The sequence below is a fragment of the Microcella flavibacter genome (genome assembly GCF_012530535.1).
GTDB classification, from domain to species: domain Bacteria; phylum Actinomycetota; class Actinomycetes; order Actinomycetales; family Microbacteriaceae; genus Microcella; species Microcella flavibacter.
Genome location: NZ_CP051299.1, coordinates 134389 through 150981, shown reverse-complemented (window position 1 = coordinate 150981; position 16593 = coordinate 134389). Strand labels below are relative to the sequence as shown.

General features: G+C 73.3%; 16 protein-coding genes. 2 read left to right on the top strand and 14 right to left on the bottom strand.

Annotation, left to right across the window (positions count from 1 at the left end; genetic code table 11):
* Position 1 precedes the first annotated feature (1 nt).
* The 8 genes from HGB54_RS00695 to HGB54_RS00665 all read right to left on the bottom strand — a co-directional run bounded on the left by HGB54_RS00695 (position 2) and on the right by HGB54_RS00665 (position 8417).
* Positions 2-982 carry a carbohydrate ABC transporter permease gene (locus HGB54_RS00695; RefSeq protein ID WP_168914744.1) on the bottom strand — a complete coding sequence of 327 codons (981 nt, stop codon included), beginning with the start codon at positions 980-982 and terminating at the stop codon, positions 2-4.
* A 3-nt stretch (positions 983-985) separates the two neighbouring features.
* Positions 986-2296 (bottom strand): ABC transporter substrate-binding protein, encoded by a 1311-nt coding sequence (locus tag HGB54_RS00690; RefSeq protein ID WP_228545871.1) that lies wholly within the window; start codon positions 2294-2296, stop codon positions 986-988.
* Between the two features lie 227 nt (positions 2297-2523).
* Positions 2524-3972 (bottom strand): aldehyde dehydrogenase (NADP(+)), encoded by a 1449-nt coding sequence (locus tag HGB54_RS00685; protein ID WP_168914743.1) that lies wholly within the window; start codon positions 3970-3972, stop codon positions 2524-2526.
* Entirely contained in the window at positions 3969-5078 is a 1110-nt protein-coding gene (locus HGB54_RS00680; RefSeq protein ID WP_168914742.1) for a mandelate racemase/muconate lactonizing enzyme family protein, read from the bottom strand. Before HGB54_RS00680 ends, HGB54_RS00685 begins: the two co-directional genes overlap by 4 nt.
* Positions 5075-6025: a 5-dehydro-4-deoxyglucarate dehydratase gene (locus tag HGB54_RS00675; protein WP_168914741.1), complete on the bottom strand. Its 951-nt coding sequence runs from the start codon at positions 6023-6025 to the stop codon at positions 5075-5077. The genes HGB54_RS00680 and HGB54_RS00675 overlap by 4 nt, the downstream gene beginning before the upstream one ends.
* Positions 6022-6417 carry an NAD-dependent epimerase/dehydratase family protein gene (locus HGB54_RS12555; protein ID WP_228545870.1) on the bottom strand — a complete coding sequence of 132 codons (396 nt, stop codon included), beginning with the start codon at positions 6415-6417 and terminating at the stop codon, positions 6022-6024. The genes HGB54_RS00675 and HGB54_RS12555 overlap by 4 nt, the downstream gene beginning before the upstream one ends.
* Positions 6418-6468: 51 nt before the next feature.
* Positions 6469-6987, bottom strand: coding sequence for an NAD-dependent epimerase/dehydratase family protein (locus HGB54_RS12550; RefSeq protein ID WP_228545869.1), 519 nt, complete (start codon positions 6985-6987; stop codon positions 6469-6471).
* Positions 6984-8417 (bottom strand): Gfo/Idh/MocA family protein, encoded by a 1434-nt coding sequence (locus tag HGB54_RS00665; protein WP_228545868.1) that lies wholly within the window; start codon positions 8415-8417, stop codon positions 6984-6986. The genes HGB54_RS12550 and HGB54_RS00665 overlap by 4 nt, the downstream gene beginning before the upstream one ends.
* A 128-nt stretch (positions 8418-8545) precedes the next feature.
* Between HGB54_RS00665 and HGB54_RS00660 the strand changes: the two genes are divergently transcribed.
* Entirely contained in the window at positions 8546-9007 is a 462-nt protein-coding gene (locus HGB54_RS00660) for a GNAT family N-acetyltransferase (RefSeq protein WP_168914740.1), read from the top strand.
* A gap of 22 nt (positions 9008-9029) precedes the next feature.
* Here HGB54_RS00660 and HGB54_RS00655 read toward each other — a convergent pair whose 3' ends face one another.
* From HGB54_RS00655 to rhaI, 5 genes are read right to left on the bottom strand one after another with little or no spacing between them, the layout of a single operon-like run.
* Positions 9030-9911, bottom strand: a complete 882-nt coding sequence (locus HGB54_RS00655) for an aldo/keto reductase (protein ID WP_168914739.1) — start codon at positions 9909-9911, stop codon at positions 9030-9032.
* Between the two features lie 54 nt (positions 9912-9965).
* Positions 9966-11408, bottom strand: coding sequence for a rhamnulokinase (locus HGB54_RS00650; protein WP_228545867.1), 1443 nt, complete (start codon positions 11406-11408; stop codon positions 9966-9968).
* A 2-nt stretch (positions 11409-11410) separates the two neighbouring features.
* Positions 11411-13519: a bifunctional aldolase/short-chain dehydrogenase gene (locus HGB54_RS00645; RefSeq protein ID WP_168914738.1), complete on the bottom strand. Its 2109-nt coding sequence runs from the start codon at positions 13517-13519 to the stop codon at positions 11411-11413.
* A gap of 4 nt (positions 13520-13523) precedes the next feature.
* Positions 13524-13886 (bottom strand): L-rhamnose mutarotase, encoded by a 363-nt coding sequence (locus tag HGB54_RS00640; RefSeq protein ID WP_168914737.1) that lies wholly within the window; start codon positions 13884-13886, stop codon positions 13524-13526.
* The gene (rhaI, locus tag HGB54_RS00635) at positions 13883-15049 is read right to left on the bottom strand and encodes an L-rhamnose isomerase (RefSeq protein WP_168914736.1); all 1167 of its coding nucleotides are present in this window, start codon (positions 15047-15049) and stop codon (positions 13883-13885) included. The genes HGB54_RS00640 and rhaI overlap by 4 nt, the downstream gene beginning before the upstream one ends.
* 137 nt (positions 15050-15186) lie before the next feature.
* Between rhaI and HGB54_RS00630 the strand changes: the two genes are divergently transcribed.
* Positions 15187-16194, top strand: a complete 1008-nt coding sequence (locus HGB54_RS00630) for a LacI family DNA-binding transcriptional regulator (RefSeq protein WP_228545866.1) — start codon at positions 15187-15189, stop codon at positions 16192-16194.
* Positions 16195-16200: 6 nt separating this feature from the next.
* On the opposite strand, the gene HGB54_RS00625 is transcribed toward HGB54_RS00630, so the two are convergent.
* Positions 16201-16584 carry a cupin domain-containing protein gene (locus HGB54_RS00625; RefSeq protein ID WP_168914735.1) on the bottom strand — a complete coding sequence of 128 codons (384 nt, stop codon included), beginning with the start codon at positions 16582-16584 and terminating at the stop codon, positions 16201-16203.
* Positions 16585-16593: the final 9 nt, after the last annotated feature.

Sequence of the window (16593 nt, the reverse complement as noted above, 5' to 3'; positions counted from 1 at the left end):
CTCAGCCGCCCTTCGTGATGGCGCCGGCGAGATCGCGACGGAGGATGAAGCGCTGGTAGAGGAGGGCGACGACGAGCGACACGACGAAGAGGATCACCGCGACGGCGCTGCCGTAGCCGATCTGCGAGCGCCCGTTGCCGTACTCGACCATGTAGGTCGCCATGGTCTCGGTCGAGTTGAGCGGCCCGCCCCCGGTGAGGATGAAGACCATGTCGAACAGCTGCAGCGAGCCGATGATCGACAGGAACGCCCAGATGCGGATGGTCGGTCCGAGCAGGGGCAGCGTGATGTGGCGCTGGATCTGCCACCAGCTGGCGCCGTCGATGGATGCTGCTTCCGACAGCTCCTCGGGCACGCCCTGCAGCCCGGCCAGCATGAGGATGATGGCGAAGCCGAGGTACTTCCACGTGATCACCGCGAACAGCGTCCAGAAGGCGATGTCGGGATCGGCGAGCCAGAGGGGCTTCTCGCCCACCCAGCCGAGGGCGGTGAGCATCCCGTCGAAGGGGCCGTCCGGCGGCAGGAGGAGCTTGAAGGCGAGGCCGGCGACGACCTCGCTGAGCACGTAGGGCACGAAGATCAGGGTGCGGATCATCGTGCGGCCGCGGATGGGGCGGTTGAGCAGCAGCGCGATGCCGATGGCGAGGGGGCCCTGGATGAGCAGGGAGAGCACGACGATGAGCGCGTTGTTGCGCATGGCCCCGAGGAACACGGGGTCGGCCAGCGCGCGGGCGTAGTTGTCGATTCCGATGAAGCGGTCGAGGTCGCCGAGGCCGTTCCAGTTGAAGAAGCTGTAGACGGCGGCGAGGCCGACGGGGACGAGCACGAAGGTCGCGTAGACGACCAGGGCCGGGGCGGCGAAGCCCCAGGTGAGGAGCAGGCCACGGCTGCGCTTGCGAGCGCGGCGGGCGGGGGACGGGGGCGCGAGGGGCGCCGGCCCCGCGGAGACCGCGGGGCCGGCGCCGACAGTGGAGATCGACATGAGCTAGAGGGTCGCCGCAGCGTCCTTCATGTTCTGCACGATGCTCGCGGGCTCGCCCTGACCGCCGAAGAGCGAGACGATGCCCTCGTTCATGGCGCCGCCGACGGTGGCGCCGAAGGCGGTGTCGAGCCAGAGCTGCACGTAGCTGGCCGACTGCAGGCCGTCGAAGACGAGCTGCAGGTTCGGGTCGGCGATGCCGGCCTCGGAGCCCGGGGTCACGGGCACGCCGGCGCCGATCTCACCGAAGCGGGTCTGCACCTCCACGCTCGTGATGTACTCCAGCAGGTCGGAGCACTCGGGCGGCGACCAGGCGCTGCACGAGAAGCCGTCGCCGCCGCCGAGGGCCGCGGTCGGGTCGCCCTGGGCTCCCTCGATGGCCGGGAAGTTGAACCAGCCGAGGAACTCCGGCGGGGTGGCCTCGGCGTCGCCGGTCTCCTCCTGGAGGATGCCGCCCATGACGCCGGGGTTCCACTGGCCCATGAGCTCCATGGCCGCGCCGCCCGTGGCGAGGATGCCGGCGGAGCTGCCCGCGCCCTGCTGGGCGCCGGTGCCGAGGAAGCCGTCCTGGAAGGGCTCGGTGGCGATGAACTCCTCGAGGAGCTCACCGGCCTCGATGAAGCAGGGGTCGTCGAAGGTCAGGTCGGCCTGGGCCGTCTGCAGCACCTCGGGCGAGCAGCTCTTCAGCGCGAAGTTGTACCAGTAGTGCGCGGCCGGCCAGCCGTCGCCCGCGCCGACGGCGATGGGCACGATGTCGGCGGCCTTGAGCGCGTCGATGGCCTCGTAGAGCTCGTCGAGGGTGGTCGGCGTCTCGGTGATGCCGGCCTCGGCGAAGAGCTCGGTGTTGTACCAGAAGCCCTCGATGCCGAAGTTGAAGGGCAGACCGTAGGTCGCACCGTCGACCTGCCACGGGGCGACGACGCCGCCGAGGGCATCCACCTGACCCGCGACGTCCTCGCTGATGTCCTTGACGTAGCCGGCCTCGACCTGGGCGGCGAGCTCGCCGGCGCCCCACTGCTGGTAGAGGTCGAGTCCGCTGCCCGTGCGCAGCTGGTTGGGGATGAGGGTGCGCTGCAGCTCCTCGTTCTGGTACGCGGTGACCTCGACGGTGACGCCGGGGTTGGCCTCCTCGAACTCGGACGCGACGTCCTCCCAGAAGCCCAGCAGGGGCTCACCGGTTCCGTTGTGCCACCAGGTGAGGGTGACATCGCCGTCGGCGCTGCCCTCCCCCGCCGGCGCGCACGCCGTGAGGCCGATCGCGAGAACGGTGGTCGCTGCAACCGCCGCCCGACGCGTGATCGATCGTCTGTTCATCATTGAACCTCTCGAAAGTTTCGGCTACTCCGCCGAAAGTGATGTGGACATGGCGAATATACGTCGGGCCTGGTTTGCAGTCAAGCCCAACATATTGCGAAGGGGTAACGGGCGCGGGATGCCCGCTCTCGGCCCGTAGATGCGCGAGTTCGCGCGGCTCGCCCCGCGAGTCTCGCCGCCGAGGCTGAAAGTTGCGAAAGGTGCGCGGCTAGGCCGGGTCGGTGCGCCGCTCAGGCCGGGCGCGGCACGCCGTCGACGCGGCGCGGCAGGCCGAGCGGGTTCGCCTCGCGCAGCTCGAGCGGCAGGCGCGACTCGGGCGCCTGCTGGTAGGCGACGGGCCGCAGCCAGCGCCGCAGCGCGGTGGCCCCGACCGAGGTGAAGAGCGAGGTCGTCGCGGGCCAGGGCCCGCCGTGGTGCTGGGCCCACGACACGGCGACGCCCGTCGGCCAGCCGGCGAAGAGCACGCGGCCGGCGACGGCCTCGAGCAGCGCGATCGTGGTCGCGGCGTCGTCCGACTCCTCGGCGTGCAGGGTGGCGGTCAGCCCTCCGGGCAGAGCGCGCAGCACGGCGTGCAGCTCGGCCTCGTCGGCGTACTCCACGAGCAGCACGGCCGGGCCGAAGCACTCCTCGAGCAGAGCATCCGGGGCCGCGAGAACGGAACGGGCGGGGGCGGCCAGCACGAGCGGGGTCGCGCCGCCCTGCTCGACGGCGCTCGGCAGCGAGGGGCTGAGCGTGCGCACGCCCTCGACGGCGGCGAGCTGCGCGGCGATGGTCTCGAAGCCCTCGGCGATGCGCGGCATGAGCATGGGCTGCGCGGCGACGGCCTCGGCCCCCGACGCGACCTTCTCGGCGAAGCCCGACCCGGCCGGCACGAGCACGACGCCCGGCTTCGTGCAGAACTGGCCGGCGCCGAGCGTGAACGAGCCGACGAGGCCCTCGGCGAGCGAGGATCCGCGCGCGGCGATCGCCGCCGGGGTGATGACGACGGGGTTGAGGCTGCCGAGCTCGCCGTAGAAGGGGATGGGGTCGGGCCGCGACACGGCGAGGTCGAACAGCGCGCGCCCGCCCGGGATCGATCCGGTGAAGCCGACCGCCGTGATCGCGGGGTGCTGCACGAGCGCGGTGCCCTCCTCGCGCCCCGCCGCGGTCTCGAGCACGCCCTCGGGGGCGCCGGCCGCGACGAGCGCGTCACGCAGCACGGTCGCGACGCGGTCGCTGAGACGGGGATGCCCGGGGTGCACCTTCACGACGACCGGGTTGCCCGCGGCGAGCGCCGACGCCGTGTCGCCCCCCGCCACCGAGAACGCGAAGGGGAAGTTGCTCGCCGCGAAGACGGCCACCGGCCCGAGGGGCACGAGCATGCGCCGCAGGTCGGGCGTCGGCGGCACCGTGGTCGCGTCGTCGTGGTCGATGGTCAGCTCGAGCCACGAGCCCTCGCGGATGACCACGGCGAAGAGGCGCAGCTGGTTCGTGGTGCGGGCGAGCTCGCCGGTGAGACGACCGGCGGGCAGGTGCGACTCCTCCCCCGCGAGCGCGACGAGCTCGTCGGCGTGCGCGTCGAGCGCGTCGGCGCCGGCCTCGAGCCAGGCGGCGCGCTCGGCGATGGTCGAGCGGCGCATCGCGGCGGCCGCGGCGAGGGAGCGGGCGAGGCGGGCGTCGAGGGTGTCGCGGTGCGTCATGGCTGCTCCTGGGATGTCGTGTCGTCGATGAAGCGGATGCCCAGGCCGGGCTCGCTGCCGGCCGGGTGCGACTCCGCCCCGTCGAGGGTCATGGGGCTCGGGCCGGCGAGCACGCCGGTGTCGGCGAGCGCGCCCTCCTCCACCCGCTCCACGGCCTCGATGGCCGGGAGGGCGAGGGCGAGCTGGGCGCTGAGCTCGGGCTGCAGGTGCGGGGCGAGGCGGGCGCCGCGAGCGACGACCTCGGCGGCGATGGCGAGGAAGGGCGTGACGCCGCCGACCCGCACGACGTTCGGCTGCGCCACCTGCAGGGCGCCGGCGTCGAGCAGGTCGCGGAACCGGTGGATGGTGTGCAGGTTCTCGCCCGCCGCGATCGGGATGCTCGTGCTCGCCGCGAGCGCGCGGTAGCCGGCGGTGTCGTCGGCGCGGAGGGGCTCCTCGAGCCAGTCGATGCCGAGCGGCTCGAGGGCGGCGGCGGCCGTGCGGGCCGCGTCGAGATCCCACCGCTGGTTCGCATCGACCCGCAGGGCCCGGTCGGGGCCGATGATCGAGCGCACCAGGGCGATGCGCCGCAGATCGTCGTCGAGCTCGGGGCGGCCGATCTTCATCTTGACGGCCGAGTAGCCCGCCGCGACCCAGCGGCGGGCCTGCGCCGCGAGCTCGTCGTCGGAGTAGTGCAGGTTGATGCCGGAGCCGTACAGCGGCACGGCATCCCGCCGCCGGCCGAGCAGATCGGCGAGGGCGACGCCGCGCGACCGCGCGCGGGCATCCCACAGGGCGAGGTCGAGCCCGGCGAGCGCGATCGTCGTGATGCCGCCGCCGCCCGCCTCGTGCACGAGCGTCCACAGCTCCATCCACAGGGTTTCCGGATCGGCGGGCCGCCCCAGCGCTCGGGGCACGAGCTCGTCGTCGATCATCGCGTGCACCGCGCTCGCGCCGATCGAGGGGGTCCAGGTGAAGCCGTGGCCGAGACTGCCGTCGGAGAGCGCGACGTCGACGACGATCACGTGGTTGACGGTGACGTCGGCCGCCCACGGGCGCGTCAGCGGCGCGACGAGGCGGCGCGTGCGCACGCGCGCGATGGTGGGGGTGCTCGGGATGCCCGTCACGAGCCCGCGGTCACCGGAGCCGTCGCGCTCGCCGCACCCGTCGCCAGCTCGCGCCCGTGCGCGAGCAGCCGGGCCAGCTCGTCCTCGTGCGCGGGGCTCGGATCGACGAGCGGCGCCCGCACCGAGCCGACCGCGGCGCCGCCCAGCCGCAGCCCCGCCTTGATGAGCGAGACGGCGTAGCCCGGCGTGGTGTCGCGCAGCCGCACGAGGGGGCCGTAGAACTCGCGCAGCCAGCGCGCCTGCCCGGCCTCGTCGTGCGCGGCGTAGGCGGAGTAGTAGGCGAGCGCGATCTCGGGCGCCATGGCGAAGACGGCCGAGCTGTACCGCTCGACGCCGATGGCGCGGTAGGCGGCCTGGCTCATCTCGGCGGTGAGCAGCCCGTTGAAGAAGGTGACGTCGTCGCGGCCGAGCTCGCGGGCGCGCAGCACGAACTGCTGCATGAGGGCGACGTCGCCGACGCCGTCCTTGATGCCGACGACGCGCGGGTCGGCGAGCAGCTCGGTGATCGACTCGAGCGTGAACTGCGCCGAGCCGCGGTGGTACAGGATCACGGGCAGCTCGGCGGCGTCGAGGATCGCGCGCACGTAGGCGACGAGCCCGGCCTGCGTGCCGCCGACGAGGTACGGCGGCAGCACGAGCAGCGCCTCGGCGCCGTGCTCGGCCGCGAGGCGCGCGCAGGCGCGGGCGTGGCCGAGCGGCCCGCCGACGCCGCCGACGAGCGGCACCCGCCCGGCGACCGCGTCGCGCGCGACGGCGAGCACGGCGCCGTACTCCTCGGTGCCGAGGGCGTGGAACTCTCCCGTGCCGCAGGCCGCGAAGACCCCGGCGGCCCCGGCCTCGACGCCCGCCGCGATGTGGGCGGCGGTCGTCGTGGCGTCGACCTCGCCGGCCGCGTCGAAGGCCGTGACGGGGAAGAACAGCACGCCGGCGGGGAAGGCGAAGGTCATGAGGGGTGCTTCTCTCCGTGAGATGACGAGGGGGATCCTGCGAGAGCGGGCTCGGGCGCGACTGCGGGATGCTCCGCCTCGCCCAGCTCGCTGCGCCACGAGCGCCGCGGCCGCCAGCCGAGCAGCTCGCGCGCGCGGGCGCTCGAGAAGACCGGATCGGTGGGCCCGAGTCGGAGGGCGTGCGCGGCCGCTCCGGGCACGAGCCGCGCCAGGGCCTCGGGCACGGGCTCGCGCACGAGCGAGTCCTCCGCCCCGACGAAGAGCACCTCGCCGTTCGGCACGTCCGACGCGCGCTCGCCCCACTCGTGCACGAAGTCGGCCGCGTCGCGAGCATCCAGGTAGTTGAAGAGGGCGACGGCCGAGAGCGCAGGGTTCGCGAGGCGCTGCAGCACGGTGTGGCCCTGCTGGGTGGGGGCGCCGGCCCACTCCTCGGGCGCGATGACTTAGCAGGGGCGGAAGGCGCCGATGCGCAGCCGGTCGCCGTGCGCGCGGGCGGCCATCGCGACGAGCTGCTCGAGGGCGACCTTCGAGAGGGCGTAGCCGTTCCAGGGGGCGGTCGGGTGGCGCTCGTCGATGGGCAGGCTCGTCGGCGACCAGCCGCCCGGGGCGCCGTAGCCGATCACGGTGGGGCTGCTCGCGACGAGCATCGACTCGGCCTCGCAGGCGAGCGCGGCCTCGAGCACCGAGAAGGCGAGGCCCGTGTTGACGGCCATCATCGTGGCGTCGGGTGCGCTGAAGGGCACGGCGATGGCGGCGAGGTGCACGATGCGCTCGGGCCGGATGCTCGAGAGCAGCGCGGCGGTGGCCGGGGCATCCGACAGATCGTGCTCGAGCTGCTCGACCTCGAGGCCGGCGGCGCGGCCGCGGTCGATCGACACGACCTCGTGGCCGTGCTCGGCGAGGCCGCGCACGACGCTGCGGCCGAGGCGGCCGGCGCCGCCGGTGACGACGATGCGGCTCATGCGCGGTGCGCTTCCCGCGCTCCGTGCGTCTCCCGCGCCCCGCGCGCTCCCGGCGCGACGCAGCGGGCCGCGGCGCCGAACGCCAGCTCGCCGATGACGACGGGGCCGCCCGAGGCCAGGGAGGCGTTGCCCGCGATGCCGACCGACACCGCCCGCACGCCGTCCTCCCACGTCGAGACGAGGCCGAGCGGATCCTCGCCCGGTCCGTCGAAGAGGTCGCGCAGCAGCGGGGCGTCGCCGCCGCCGTGGCTGCCCTCGGGCTCGTCGATGGGCACCTCGCGGGCCGCCTCGAAGTGCCGCTGCACGACGAGCGTCTCGCTCATCGGCCGCGACTCGTCGTCGACGACGCCGTCGGGGCGGGCGCTCGGGTCGGTGACGGCGCGGCCGTCCTCGTCCAGCAGCACGGCGCCGCGCTCGACGACGGTGAGCTCGGCCCGGCCCTCGGTGCCGTTGACGGCGACCGTGTAGCCCTCCCACGGGGCGTGCGCGTTGAGCGAGTACGTCATGGTGGGGCCGCCGCAGTAGTCGACGATGAGCGCCAGGTTGTCCTCGATGGTGATGCCCTCGTCGAAGACGTCGCGGTCGCGCAGGTAGCCGTCGAGGTGCTCGTTCTCGAGGTACAGCTCGCGCATCTTGTCGTCCGCGCGCAGGTCGAGGCTGAAGGCATCGCGCAGCGGCGAGTCGGTACTGCCCCGCTCGGGGCGCTCGCCGAGGCCGCGCGCACGGGCGTTGTCGGCGCCGTAGAAGCGCAGCCCCCCGCTGGCGTAGACGCGGCGCGGCACGTCGTCGATCCACCAGCCGGCGAGGTCGAAGTGGTGCGAGGACTTGTGGATGAGCAGCCCGCCCGAGTTCGCCTTCTGCCGGTGCCACCGCCGGAAGTAGTCGGCTCCGTGCGCCGTGTCGAGCACCCACTCGAAGTGCACGCTCGTCACGGTGCCGATCTCGCCGGAGGTGATGAGCTGCTTGAGCGCCTTGTTGCGCGGCGAGTACCGGTAGTTGAACGTGACGATGACCTGCCGCCCCGTGCGCTCGACCGCGTCGGCGATCGCCGCGACGCCCGCCTCGTCGATCGTCAGCGGCTTCTCGACGATGACGTCGGCCCCGGCCTCGAGGGCCGTGACGATGTGAGCGGCGTGCGTGTGGTCGGGGCTCGTGACGATGACCCGCTCGACCCGGTGCTCGGCGATCGCCTCGGCGAGGGCATCCGGAGCGAATCGAGCGGGGGCGGGATGCCCGGCGCCGGTCATGGTGCGCTCGGCGTAGTCCAGCCGGCCGTCGTTGGTGTCGCTCCAGGCGACGAGCTCGCCGCGGCCGGCGTGCAGCCCGGCGAGGGCGCCGATGTACATCTGCGCGCGCGAGCCGGCGCCGAGCAGCGCGTAGCGGGGGCGGGGGGCGTCGGGGGTGGTTCGGCGCGGGCTGCTGTCGGTCACGAGCGTGCTCCTCCTCGAGCGATCGGACTGCCAGCCTAGGCCAGAAAGCGCTTTCCCGCAGGTCCGGGTCCGGCCGCTCCCGCGCTTCCCGGTCCGGCCGACCCCGAAGAACGGAGGACAATGCCGGGATGACCGTGCGCTACTCCACCGACCCCGCCGACGTCGACCTCGCGCTCGCCCACCACTGGCTCTCGGAGGACGCGTACTGGGCCCTCGGCCGCAGCCGCGAGCTGCAGGATCGCGCCTTCGCGAACTCGATCCCGCTCGTCGCGGTCGAGGAGCCCGACGGGGCCGGCTCGGACGGGACAGCCGACGGCGACGGCGAGGCCGGCGGCATGGTCGCGATCGCGCGGCTCGTCACCGACCGGGCCACCTTCGCCTGGCTCTGCGACGTCTACGTGCGACCGGATGCCCGCGGCCGCGGCATCGGCTCGGGACTCGCCCGCTTCGCGGCCGAGCAGGTGCGCGCGCTCGGCGTGAAGCGCACGATGCTCGCGACCGCCGACGCGCACGGCGTCTACGCCGGGGTCGGATTCGAGCCGCTGCACACGCCCGGCCGCTGGATGATCCTGCCCGGCCCGGGCGCCTGAGCGCGACGGGCCGCGGCGCCCGCTAGTCGTTCGGGCTCGCCGGCGGCTCGCCCATCGCCTCGACCGCGTCGAAGAACTCCTCCGGCACCTCGGCCGCGACGAGCTCGGCGAGCTGGTCGAGTCGACTCCGCGAGCTGATGCCGACGACGGTCGAGTCGACGAGCGACGACCGCAGCGAGAAGTGCAGGGCCGCGGCGGCGACGTCGACGCCGTGCTCCCGCGCGAGGGCGCGCAGCGCGTCGATGTGCGCGCGGAACTCGGGGCTCGGCGAGCGGTAGCCGTACGTCTCGGCCGTGCCGTTGGCGAGGATGCCGCCGCCGAAGGGCGCCGCGTTGAAGACGGTCATGCCGCGCTCCCGCGCATCCCGGATCAGGGGCAGCGCCTGCCGGTCGACGAGCGTGAAGCGGTTGTGGGTGAGCACGGCGTCGAAGGCGCCGGTGAGCACGTAGTCGTGCACGAGCTGCGTCCGGCCGGCCGCGATGCCGATCGCGTCGATGACGCCCTCGTCGCGCAGCTGCAGCAGCGCGGCGACGGGGCCGTCGGCGGCCATGCCCTCCTGGAGGGTGATCGTGTACGGGTCGTGCAGGTGGTAGATCGGCAGATGGTCGAGGCCGAGGCGACCGAGCGACTCCTCGATCGAGCGGCGCACGCGGTCGCCGTCGAAGCGGCCCTCGGCGTCGGCGTCGGCCTTCGAGTAGAGCCGGCCGCCCGGGCGGAGGCCGCCGCGGCGGGCGAGCGCCAGCCCGAGCTCGGCCTCGCTGCGCCCGCCGGCGTAGTTGTTCGAGGTGTCGACGTCGCCGAGCTCGCTCGCGAGCAGCGCGTCGGCGAGCGCCGCGATCTCATCGGCGTCGCCCCGCGTGCCGAGCGATGAGCTGCCGAGGGTGATCGGGGTGGGGCTGAGCATGCGGGGCCTTCCGGTCGGGGGTGCGGGATGCGCGGCGCGGCGCCCGGGGCGACTCTAGCCGCGCGGCGCGAACCGCTGCGGCGGGTGCGACCGCGCGACGAGGGCCCGCAGGCTCTCGAGCGTGCCGCCGAGCCCGTACGCCCGGGCCTGCACGAGCACGGTGCCGAGGGCGGTGGCCTCGACGGGGCCGGCGAGCACGGGCATCCCGGCGCGGTCGGCGGTGAGCTGGCACAGCAGGTGGTTGAGCGAGCCGCCGCCGACGAGGTGGATGACCTCGACCGGGCGGTCGGCGAGCTCCGAGGCCGTGCGCACCGCCGCTGCGAACGCGACGGCGAGGCTCTCGACGATGCAGCGGGCGAAGGCCGCACGCGTGGCGGGAACCTCGGCGCCCTGCTCCGCGAGCGCCGCGGCGATGCGTGACGGCATGTCGCCCGGCGGCAGGAACCGCGGGTCGTTCGCGTCGAACACCGGCACCGGCCCGGTCACGGCGGCCGCCTCGGCCAGCAGCGCGCCGAGGTCGATGCGCTCGCCGGCGGCCTCCCACACCCGCACCGACTCGCTCAGCAGCCACAGCCCCATGACGTTGTGCAGGAAGCGCGTGCGCCCGTCGACGCCGCCCTCGTTCGTGAAGTTCGCCGCGTAGGCCGCGTCGGTCATGACGGGATGCTCCGTCTCGAGCCCGACGAGCCCCCAGGTGCCGCAGCTGATGTAGGCGGCCTCGCGCCGCGCGAACGGCACGGCCGCGACGGCCGAGGCCGTGTCGTGGGATCCGACGGCCGTGACCACGAGCCCCTCGGGCGCCCCCAGGGCCTCCGCAGCCGCGGGCGTGAGCGGCCCGATCGTCTCCCCCGGGTGCACGAGCGCGGGCAGCAGGCGGCGCGGCAGGCCGAGGCGCTCGACGAGCGCCTCGTTCCACGCGCGGGTGCGGGGGTCGAGCAGCCCCGTGGTCGAGGCGTTGGTGACCTCGGCGACCGCGCGGCCCGTGAGCCAGAACGCCACGAGGTCGGGGATGAGCAGCAGGTGCTCGGCTTCGGCGAGCCGCTCCGGGATCTCGGCGGCGAGCTGGAAGACCGTGGTGAAGGGCAGGTGCTGCAGGCCCGTCTGGGCGAAGAGCTCGCGGGGCGGCACGACGGCGTGCACCGCATCCACCCCGGCGGCGCAGCGATCATCGCGGTAGTGGAACGGCTCGCCCAGCAGCGCCCCCTCGGCGACCAGGCCGTAGTCGACGGCCCACGAGTCGATGCCGACCGAGGTGATGAGCGGGTCGTCGGCGAAGGCCTGCCGCAGCCCGGCCATGATGTGCCCGCGCAGCGCCTCGATGTCCCAGTGCAGTCCGTCGGCGCGCTCGATCGGTCCGTTCGGGAACCGCGCGACCTCGACCATCTCGACGCGCTCGGCCGTCACGATCGCGCGCATGACGCGGCCGCTCGTCGCGCCGAGGTCGACGGCGGCGACGTGGATGGCCCCGCTTTCGGCCCCGCCGTGGATGCCCGCCACGACTACCGCAGGAACGCGGCCGCGACGCCCGCGTCGACCGGGATGTGCAGGCCCGTGGTGTGCGAGAGGTCGGGACCGGTCAGCACGGCGACCGCGTTTGCGACGTGCTCGGGCAGCACCTCGCGCTTGAGGATGGTGCGCTGCGCGTAGAACTTTCCGAGGTCCTGCTCGTCGACGCCGTAGGTCGCGGCGCGGTTCGCGCCCCAGCCGCTCGCGAAGATGCCGGAGCCCCGCACGACCCCGTCGGGGTTGATGCCGTTGACCTTGACGCCGTGCTCGCCGAGCTCGACGGCGAGCAGCCGCACCTGGTGCGCCTGGTCGGCCTTCGTCGCCGAGTAGGCGATGTTGTTGGGGCCGGCGAAGACCGAGTTCTTGCTCGAGATGTAGATGACGTCGCCGCCCATACCCTGATCGATGAGCACGCGCGCGGCGGCCTTCGAGACGAGGAAGGAGCCCTTGGCCATGACGTCGTGCTGCAGATCCCAGTCGGCCTCGGTGGTGTCGAGCAGCGGCTTCGAGAGCGACAGCCCGGCGTTGTTCACGACGATGTCGATGCCGCCGAACGCGAGCACGGCATCCTGGATCGCCCGATCGATGGCGGCGGCGTCGGTGACGTTCGCCTGCACGCCGATCGCGACGTCGCTCGAGCCGAGCTCGGCCGCCGCGGCCTGGGCCTTCTCCAGGTCGAGGTCGGCGATGACGACGCACGCTCCCTCGGCCGCGAGGCGCGTCGCGATGGCCTTGCCGATGCCGCTCGCGGCGCCCGTGACGAGCGCCACGCGGGTGGCGTGGCTCTTCGGCGTGGGCATGCGCTGCAGCTTGGCCTCCTCGAGCGCCCAGTACTCGATGCGGAACTTCTCGGCGTCGCTGATCGGCGCGTAGGTGCTGAGCGCCTCGGCGCCGCGCATGACGTTGATGGCGTTGAGGTAGAACTCGCCGGCCACGCGCGCGGTCTGCTTGTTCGCGCCGAAGCTGAACATGCCGACGCCCGGCACGAGCACGATGAGCGGGTCGGCGCCGCGGATCGCCGGGCACGAGTTGCGAACCTCGCTCGCAGGCTCGCTCGGCGCTGGCGTCGCGGAATCGCTATCGCGATTCTCTGAGCTCCAGCGCGCGTAGTACGCCGTGTAATCGGCGCGGTACTGCTCGTGCAGCTCCGTGAGGCGCTGGATGCTCTCCTCCACCCCCGCGTCGGCGGGCAGGTCGAGCAGCATCGGCTTGACCTTCGTGCGCAGGAAGTGATCCGGGCAGCTCGTGCCCAGCTCGGCGAGCGCCGGGGCCTTCTCGCTGGCGAGGAAGTGCAGCACCCGATCGTCATCGCTGAAGTGGCCCACCATGGGGCGGTCGTGGCTGGCCAGCCCTCGGATCGTGGGTGCGAGCGCCGCGGCCTTCGCCCGGCGCTCGTCGGCGCTCAGCGGCCCGAAGCCCGCGCGCTCCCCGCCGAACGGCGCGGCGTCGCCGTGCGCGTCGATGTGCGCCTGCGCGGTGTCGATGATCCAGCGGCTGTTCCGCTCGCTCTCCTCGCTCGTCTCCCCCCAGGCGGTGATCCCGTGGCCGCCGAGGATGCAGCCGATCGCGTCGGGGTTCGCCTCCTTGACGGCGGCGATGTCGAGGCCGAGCTGGAATCCGGGCCGGCGCCACGGAACCCAGACGACCCTCCCACCGAAGATCTCGGCCGTGAGCTGCTCGCCGTCGGCCGCGGTCGCGATCGCGATGCCCGCGTCGGGGTGCAGGTGGTCGACGTGGGGCGCATCCACCAGACCGTGCATCGCCGTGTCGATGCTGGGGGCCGCCCCGCCCTTGCCGTGCAGGCAGAAGTCGAAGGCCGCGACCATCTCGTCCTCGCGCTCGAGGCCGGGGTAGACGTCGACGAGGGCGCGCATGCGGTCGAGGCGCAGCACCGCGAGGCCCTGCTCGGTGAGGGTGCCGAGGTCGCCGCCGGATCCCTTCACCCACAGCAGCTCGACGGGCTCGCCCGTGACGGGGTCGGTCTCGACGCCCTTGGCGCTGGTGTTGCCGCCGGCGTAGTTGGTGATGTGGGGCTCGGCGCCGAGGCGGTTCGAGCGGGCGATGAGGTCGTGCTTCGCGGAATTCGGGCTATCGGAGGTCATGGCGTCAGGCGCTTTCGAGTTGGTCGGCGAGGTGGAAGACCTCGGTGAGGCGGCAGGCGGCCTGGTCGGCGCGGCCGGGGGCTGAGTCGTCGGGCGCGGCGCCGTCGACGGGCAGGAAGAAGCGGCTCATCTCGGCCTCCCAGGCCGAGGCGACGGGGCTCTCGGCGAGCGAGGCCTGCGCGGCCGCGTCATCGTCGACCTCGTAGTAGCCGAAGAGCGTGCCGTCAGACTCGTCGAGGAAGAGCGAGTAGTTGCGCCGACCGCTCGCGGCGATCGTCTCGAGCATCTCGCGGCGCACGGGCGAGTGCACGGCGCGGTACTCGTCGAGCAGCTCGGGGCGCACGCGCAGGCGGAACGCGACTCTCACGCGCCCCACCCCGCCTGCGTCCCGCCCACGCGCTCGGCGACGATGCGGTCGTAGTAGCCGCTCGCGGCGTAGGCGGCCATGGGGTCGGCGGGCAGGCCGCGCGACGCGCGCCACTCGGCGAGCATCGGCCGGACATCCGTGTAGAAGGCGTCCATGAGGATGCCGTTCGCGCCGAGCACGTCGTTCGCGCGCTGCGCCGCGTCGAGCGCCTCGCGGTCGATGAGCAGCGCGCGGGCGGTCATCTCCTGCACGTTGAGCACGCTGCGGATCTGGCCGGGGATCTTCTCCTCGACGTTGTGGCACTGGTCGAGCATGAAGGCGACGCCGGAGTCGGCGTCGAGCCCGCCGCCGCGCACCACCTCGACCATGATGCGGAACAACTGGAAGGGGTCGGCCGAGCCGACGATGAGGTCGTCGTCGGCGTAGTAGCGCGAGTTGAAGTCGAACGAGCCGAGCTTGCCGAGGCGCAGCAGCTGCATGACGATGAACTCGATGTTGGTGCCGGGCGCGTGGTGGCCGGTGTCGAGGCACACCATCGCCTTGTCGCCGAGGGCCGCCACCTGCGCGTAGCTCGTCCCCCAGTCGGGAACATCGGTGTGGTAGAACGCCGGCTCGAAGAACTTGTACTCGAGCACGAGGCGGTGCTCGTCGCCGAGGCGGGCGTAGATCGTGGCGAGGCTCTCGGCGAGGTTGTCCTGTCGGCGCCGCATGTCGTCCTGCCCTGCGTAGTTCGTGCCGTCGGCGAGCCAGATCTTCAGGTCGCGCGAGCCCGTGGCGTGCATGACGTCGATGCAGTCGAAGTGGTGATCGATGGCGCGCTGACGGGCCGTCGGGTCGCTCGCGGCGAGCGAGCCGAACTTGTACTCCTCGTCCTGGAAGGTGTTCGAGTTGATGGTGCCGAGCGCGACGCCGTGCTCCTCGGCGTGGGCGCGCAGCACCCCGTAGTCGTCCACCTCGTCCCACGGGATGTGCAGCGCGACGCTCGGGGCGAGGCCGGTGTGCGCGTGCACCTGGGCGGCGTCGGCGATCTTCTCGAAGGGGTCGCGCGGCGTGCCGGGCGTGCCGAAGACGCGGAACCGGGTGCCCGAGTTGCCGAAGGCCCAGGAGGGGAGCTCGATCGCCTGGGCGGCGAGACGGTCGGTGATCTGGTCGAAGGTCGTCATTGACGCTGCTGCTCTCGGTGCGGTGGTGCAAACGGACGGGGCGGCGCCGTGCGGCGCAGAGTGAATCGTTTCATTTATGGCAGATGAAACGATCCACGTCAAGGGCGGGCGGGCCTCGCGAGCGCTACGGTGGGGGCATGGTCGCCCCCGGCATCCGAGACGTCGCGCAGCGCGCGGGCGTCTCCGTCGGCACCGTCTCCAACGTGCTCAACCGCCCCGAGCGCGTCACCCCCGCCACCGTCGAGCGCGTGCACGCCGCCATCGCCGAGCTCGGCTTCGTGCGCAACGACGCCGCCCGCCAGCTGCGCGCCGGCCGCAGCGGCACCGTCGGCCTCGTCGTGCTCGACGTGCGCAACCCCTTCTTCACCGAGCTCGCCCGCGGGGCTGAGGACGCCGCCGCCGAGCACGGCCTCGCCGTCATCCTCGGCAACAGCGACGAGAGCCCCGAACGCGAGGCCGCCTACCTCGACCTCTTCGACGAGCAGCGGGTGCGCGGCGTGCTCATCTCGCCGCTGGGCGACGTGAGCGAGCGCCTCGCGCGGCTGCGGTCGCGCGGCACCCCCACCGTGGTGGTCGACCGCTCGGTCGCCGGATCCGGGCTGTCGTCGGTCTCGGTCGACGACGTCGCGGGCGGCGAGCTCGCGGTGCGGCACCTGCTCGAGCAGGGTCGGCGGCGCATCGCCGTGCTCGTGGGCCGGCCGGGCATCCGGCAGGTCGCCGATCGCCTCGCCGGGGCCCGCCGCGCCGCCGCCGGCGTGAGCGACGCGACCATCGAGGTCGTCGAGGCCGACGGGCTCACCGTGCTCGACGGCCGCCGCGCCGGCGAGCAGCTGCTGTCGCGATCGGTGGATGCCCGTCCCGACGCCGTCTTCGCCGTCAACGACCTGCTCGCCGTCGGCGTGCTGCAGGCCCTCGTCATGACCGGCTCGGTGCGCGTGCCCGGCGAGATCGCCCTCGTCGGCTACGACGACATCGACTTCGCCGCCGCGGCCGTCGTGCCGCTCACCTCGGTGCGCCAGCCCAGCCACCTCATCGGCGCGACCGCGCTGCGCATGCTGCTCGAGGAGTCGGACGACTCCGGGCTCGAGCCGCGCACCGTGGTGTTCCAGCCGGAGCTCGTCGTGCGGGCGAGCAGCGGAGGCTGACGCGCCTCAGCGGAGGTCGCCGAGTTGCCGCTCAATCGACACCGTGGCGTCGACGACGACATCGCCCGTGTGGGCGGTCGTGACCGTCTCGATGAGGACGATCTCGACCTCATCGTCGGCGACCGGATTGTGCTGCACGCCGCGCGGCACGACGGTGAACTGACCGGGGGTGAGCATGACCTCATCCCGGTCGCGGAACTGGATGCGCAAGCGCCCGGAGACCACGAGGAACATCTCGTCCTCGGCCTCGTGCGCATGCCAGACCAGCTCGCCCTTGAGTCTCGCCACCTTCACGTACTGATCGTTGACGCGCCCGACGACGCGGGGCGTCCAGTACTCCGTCATCTGGCGCAGCTCGGCCGCGATATCGATCCCGTGCAGAGCGCTCATCCGCCCGAC

Excerpts from the sequence above, each read along its gene's own strand:
- HGB54_RS00695 (WP_168914744.1), bottom strand. The coding sequence starts at position 982 with ATGTCGATCTCCACTGTCGGCGCCGGCCCCGCGGTCTCCGCGGGGCCG.
- HGB54_RS00690 (WP_228545871.1), bottom strand. The coding sequence starts at position 2,296 with ATGATGAACAGACGATCGATCACGCGTCGGGCGGCGGTTGCAGCGACC.
- HGB54_RS00685 (WP_168914743.1), bottom strand. The coding sequence starts at position 3,972 with ATGACGCACCGCGACACCCTCGACGCCCGCCTCGCCCGCTCCCTCGCC.
- HGB54_RS00675 (WP_168914741.1), bottom strand. The coding sequence starts at position 6,025 with ATGACCTTCGCCTTCCCCGCCGGCGTGCTGTTCTTCCCCGTCACGGCC.
- HGB54_RS12550 (WP_228545869.1), bottom strand. The coding sequence starts at position 6,987 with ATGAGCCGCATCGTCGTCACCGGCGGCGCCGGCCGCCTCGGCCGCAGC.
- HGB54_RS00660 (WP_168914740.1), top strand. The coding sequence starts at position 8,546 with ATGACCGTGCGCTACTCCACCGACCCCGCCGACGTCGACCTCGCGCTC.
- HGB54_RS00655 (WP_168914739.1), bottom strand. The coding sequence starts at position 9,911 with ATGCTCAGCCCCACCCCGATCACCCTCGGCAGCTCATCGCTCGGCACG.
- HGB54_RS00645 (WP_168914738.1), bottom strand. The coding sequence starts at position 13,519 with ATGACCTCCGATAGCCCGAATTCCGCGAAGCACGACCTCATCGCCCGC.
- rhaI (WP_168914736.1), bottom strand. The coding sequence starts at position 15,049 with ATGACGACCTTCGACCAGATCACCGACCGTCTCGCCGCCCAGGCGATC.
- HGB54_RS00630 (WP_228545866.1), top strand. The coding sequence starts at position 15,187 with ATGGTCGCCCCCGGCATCCGAGACGTCGCGCAGCGCGCGGGCGTCTCC.
- HGB54_RS00625 (WP_168914735.1), bottom strand. The coding sequence starts at position 16,584 with ATGAGCGCTCTGCACGGGATCGATATCGCGGCCGAGCTGCGCCAGATG.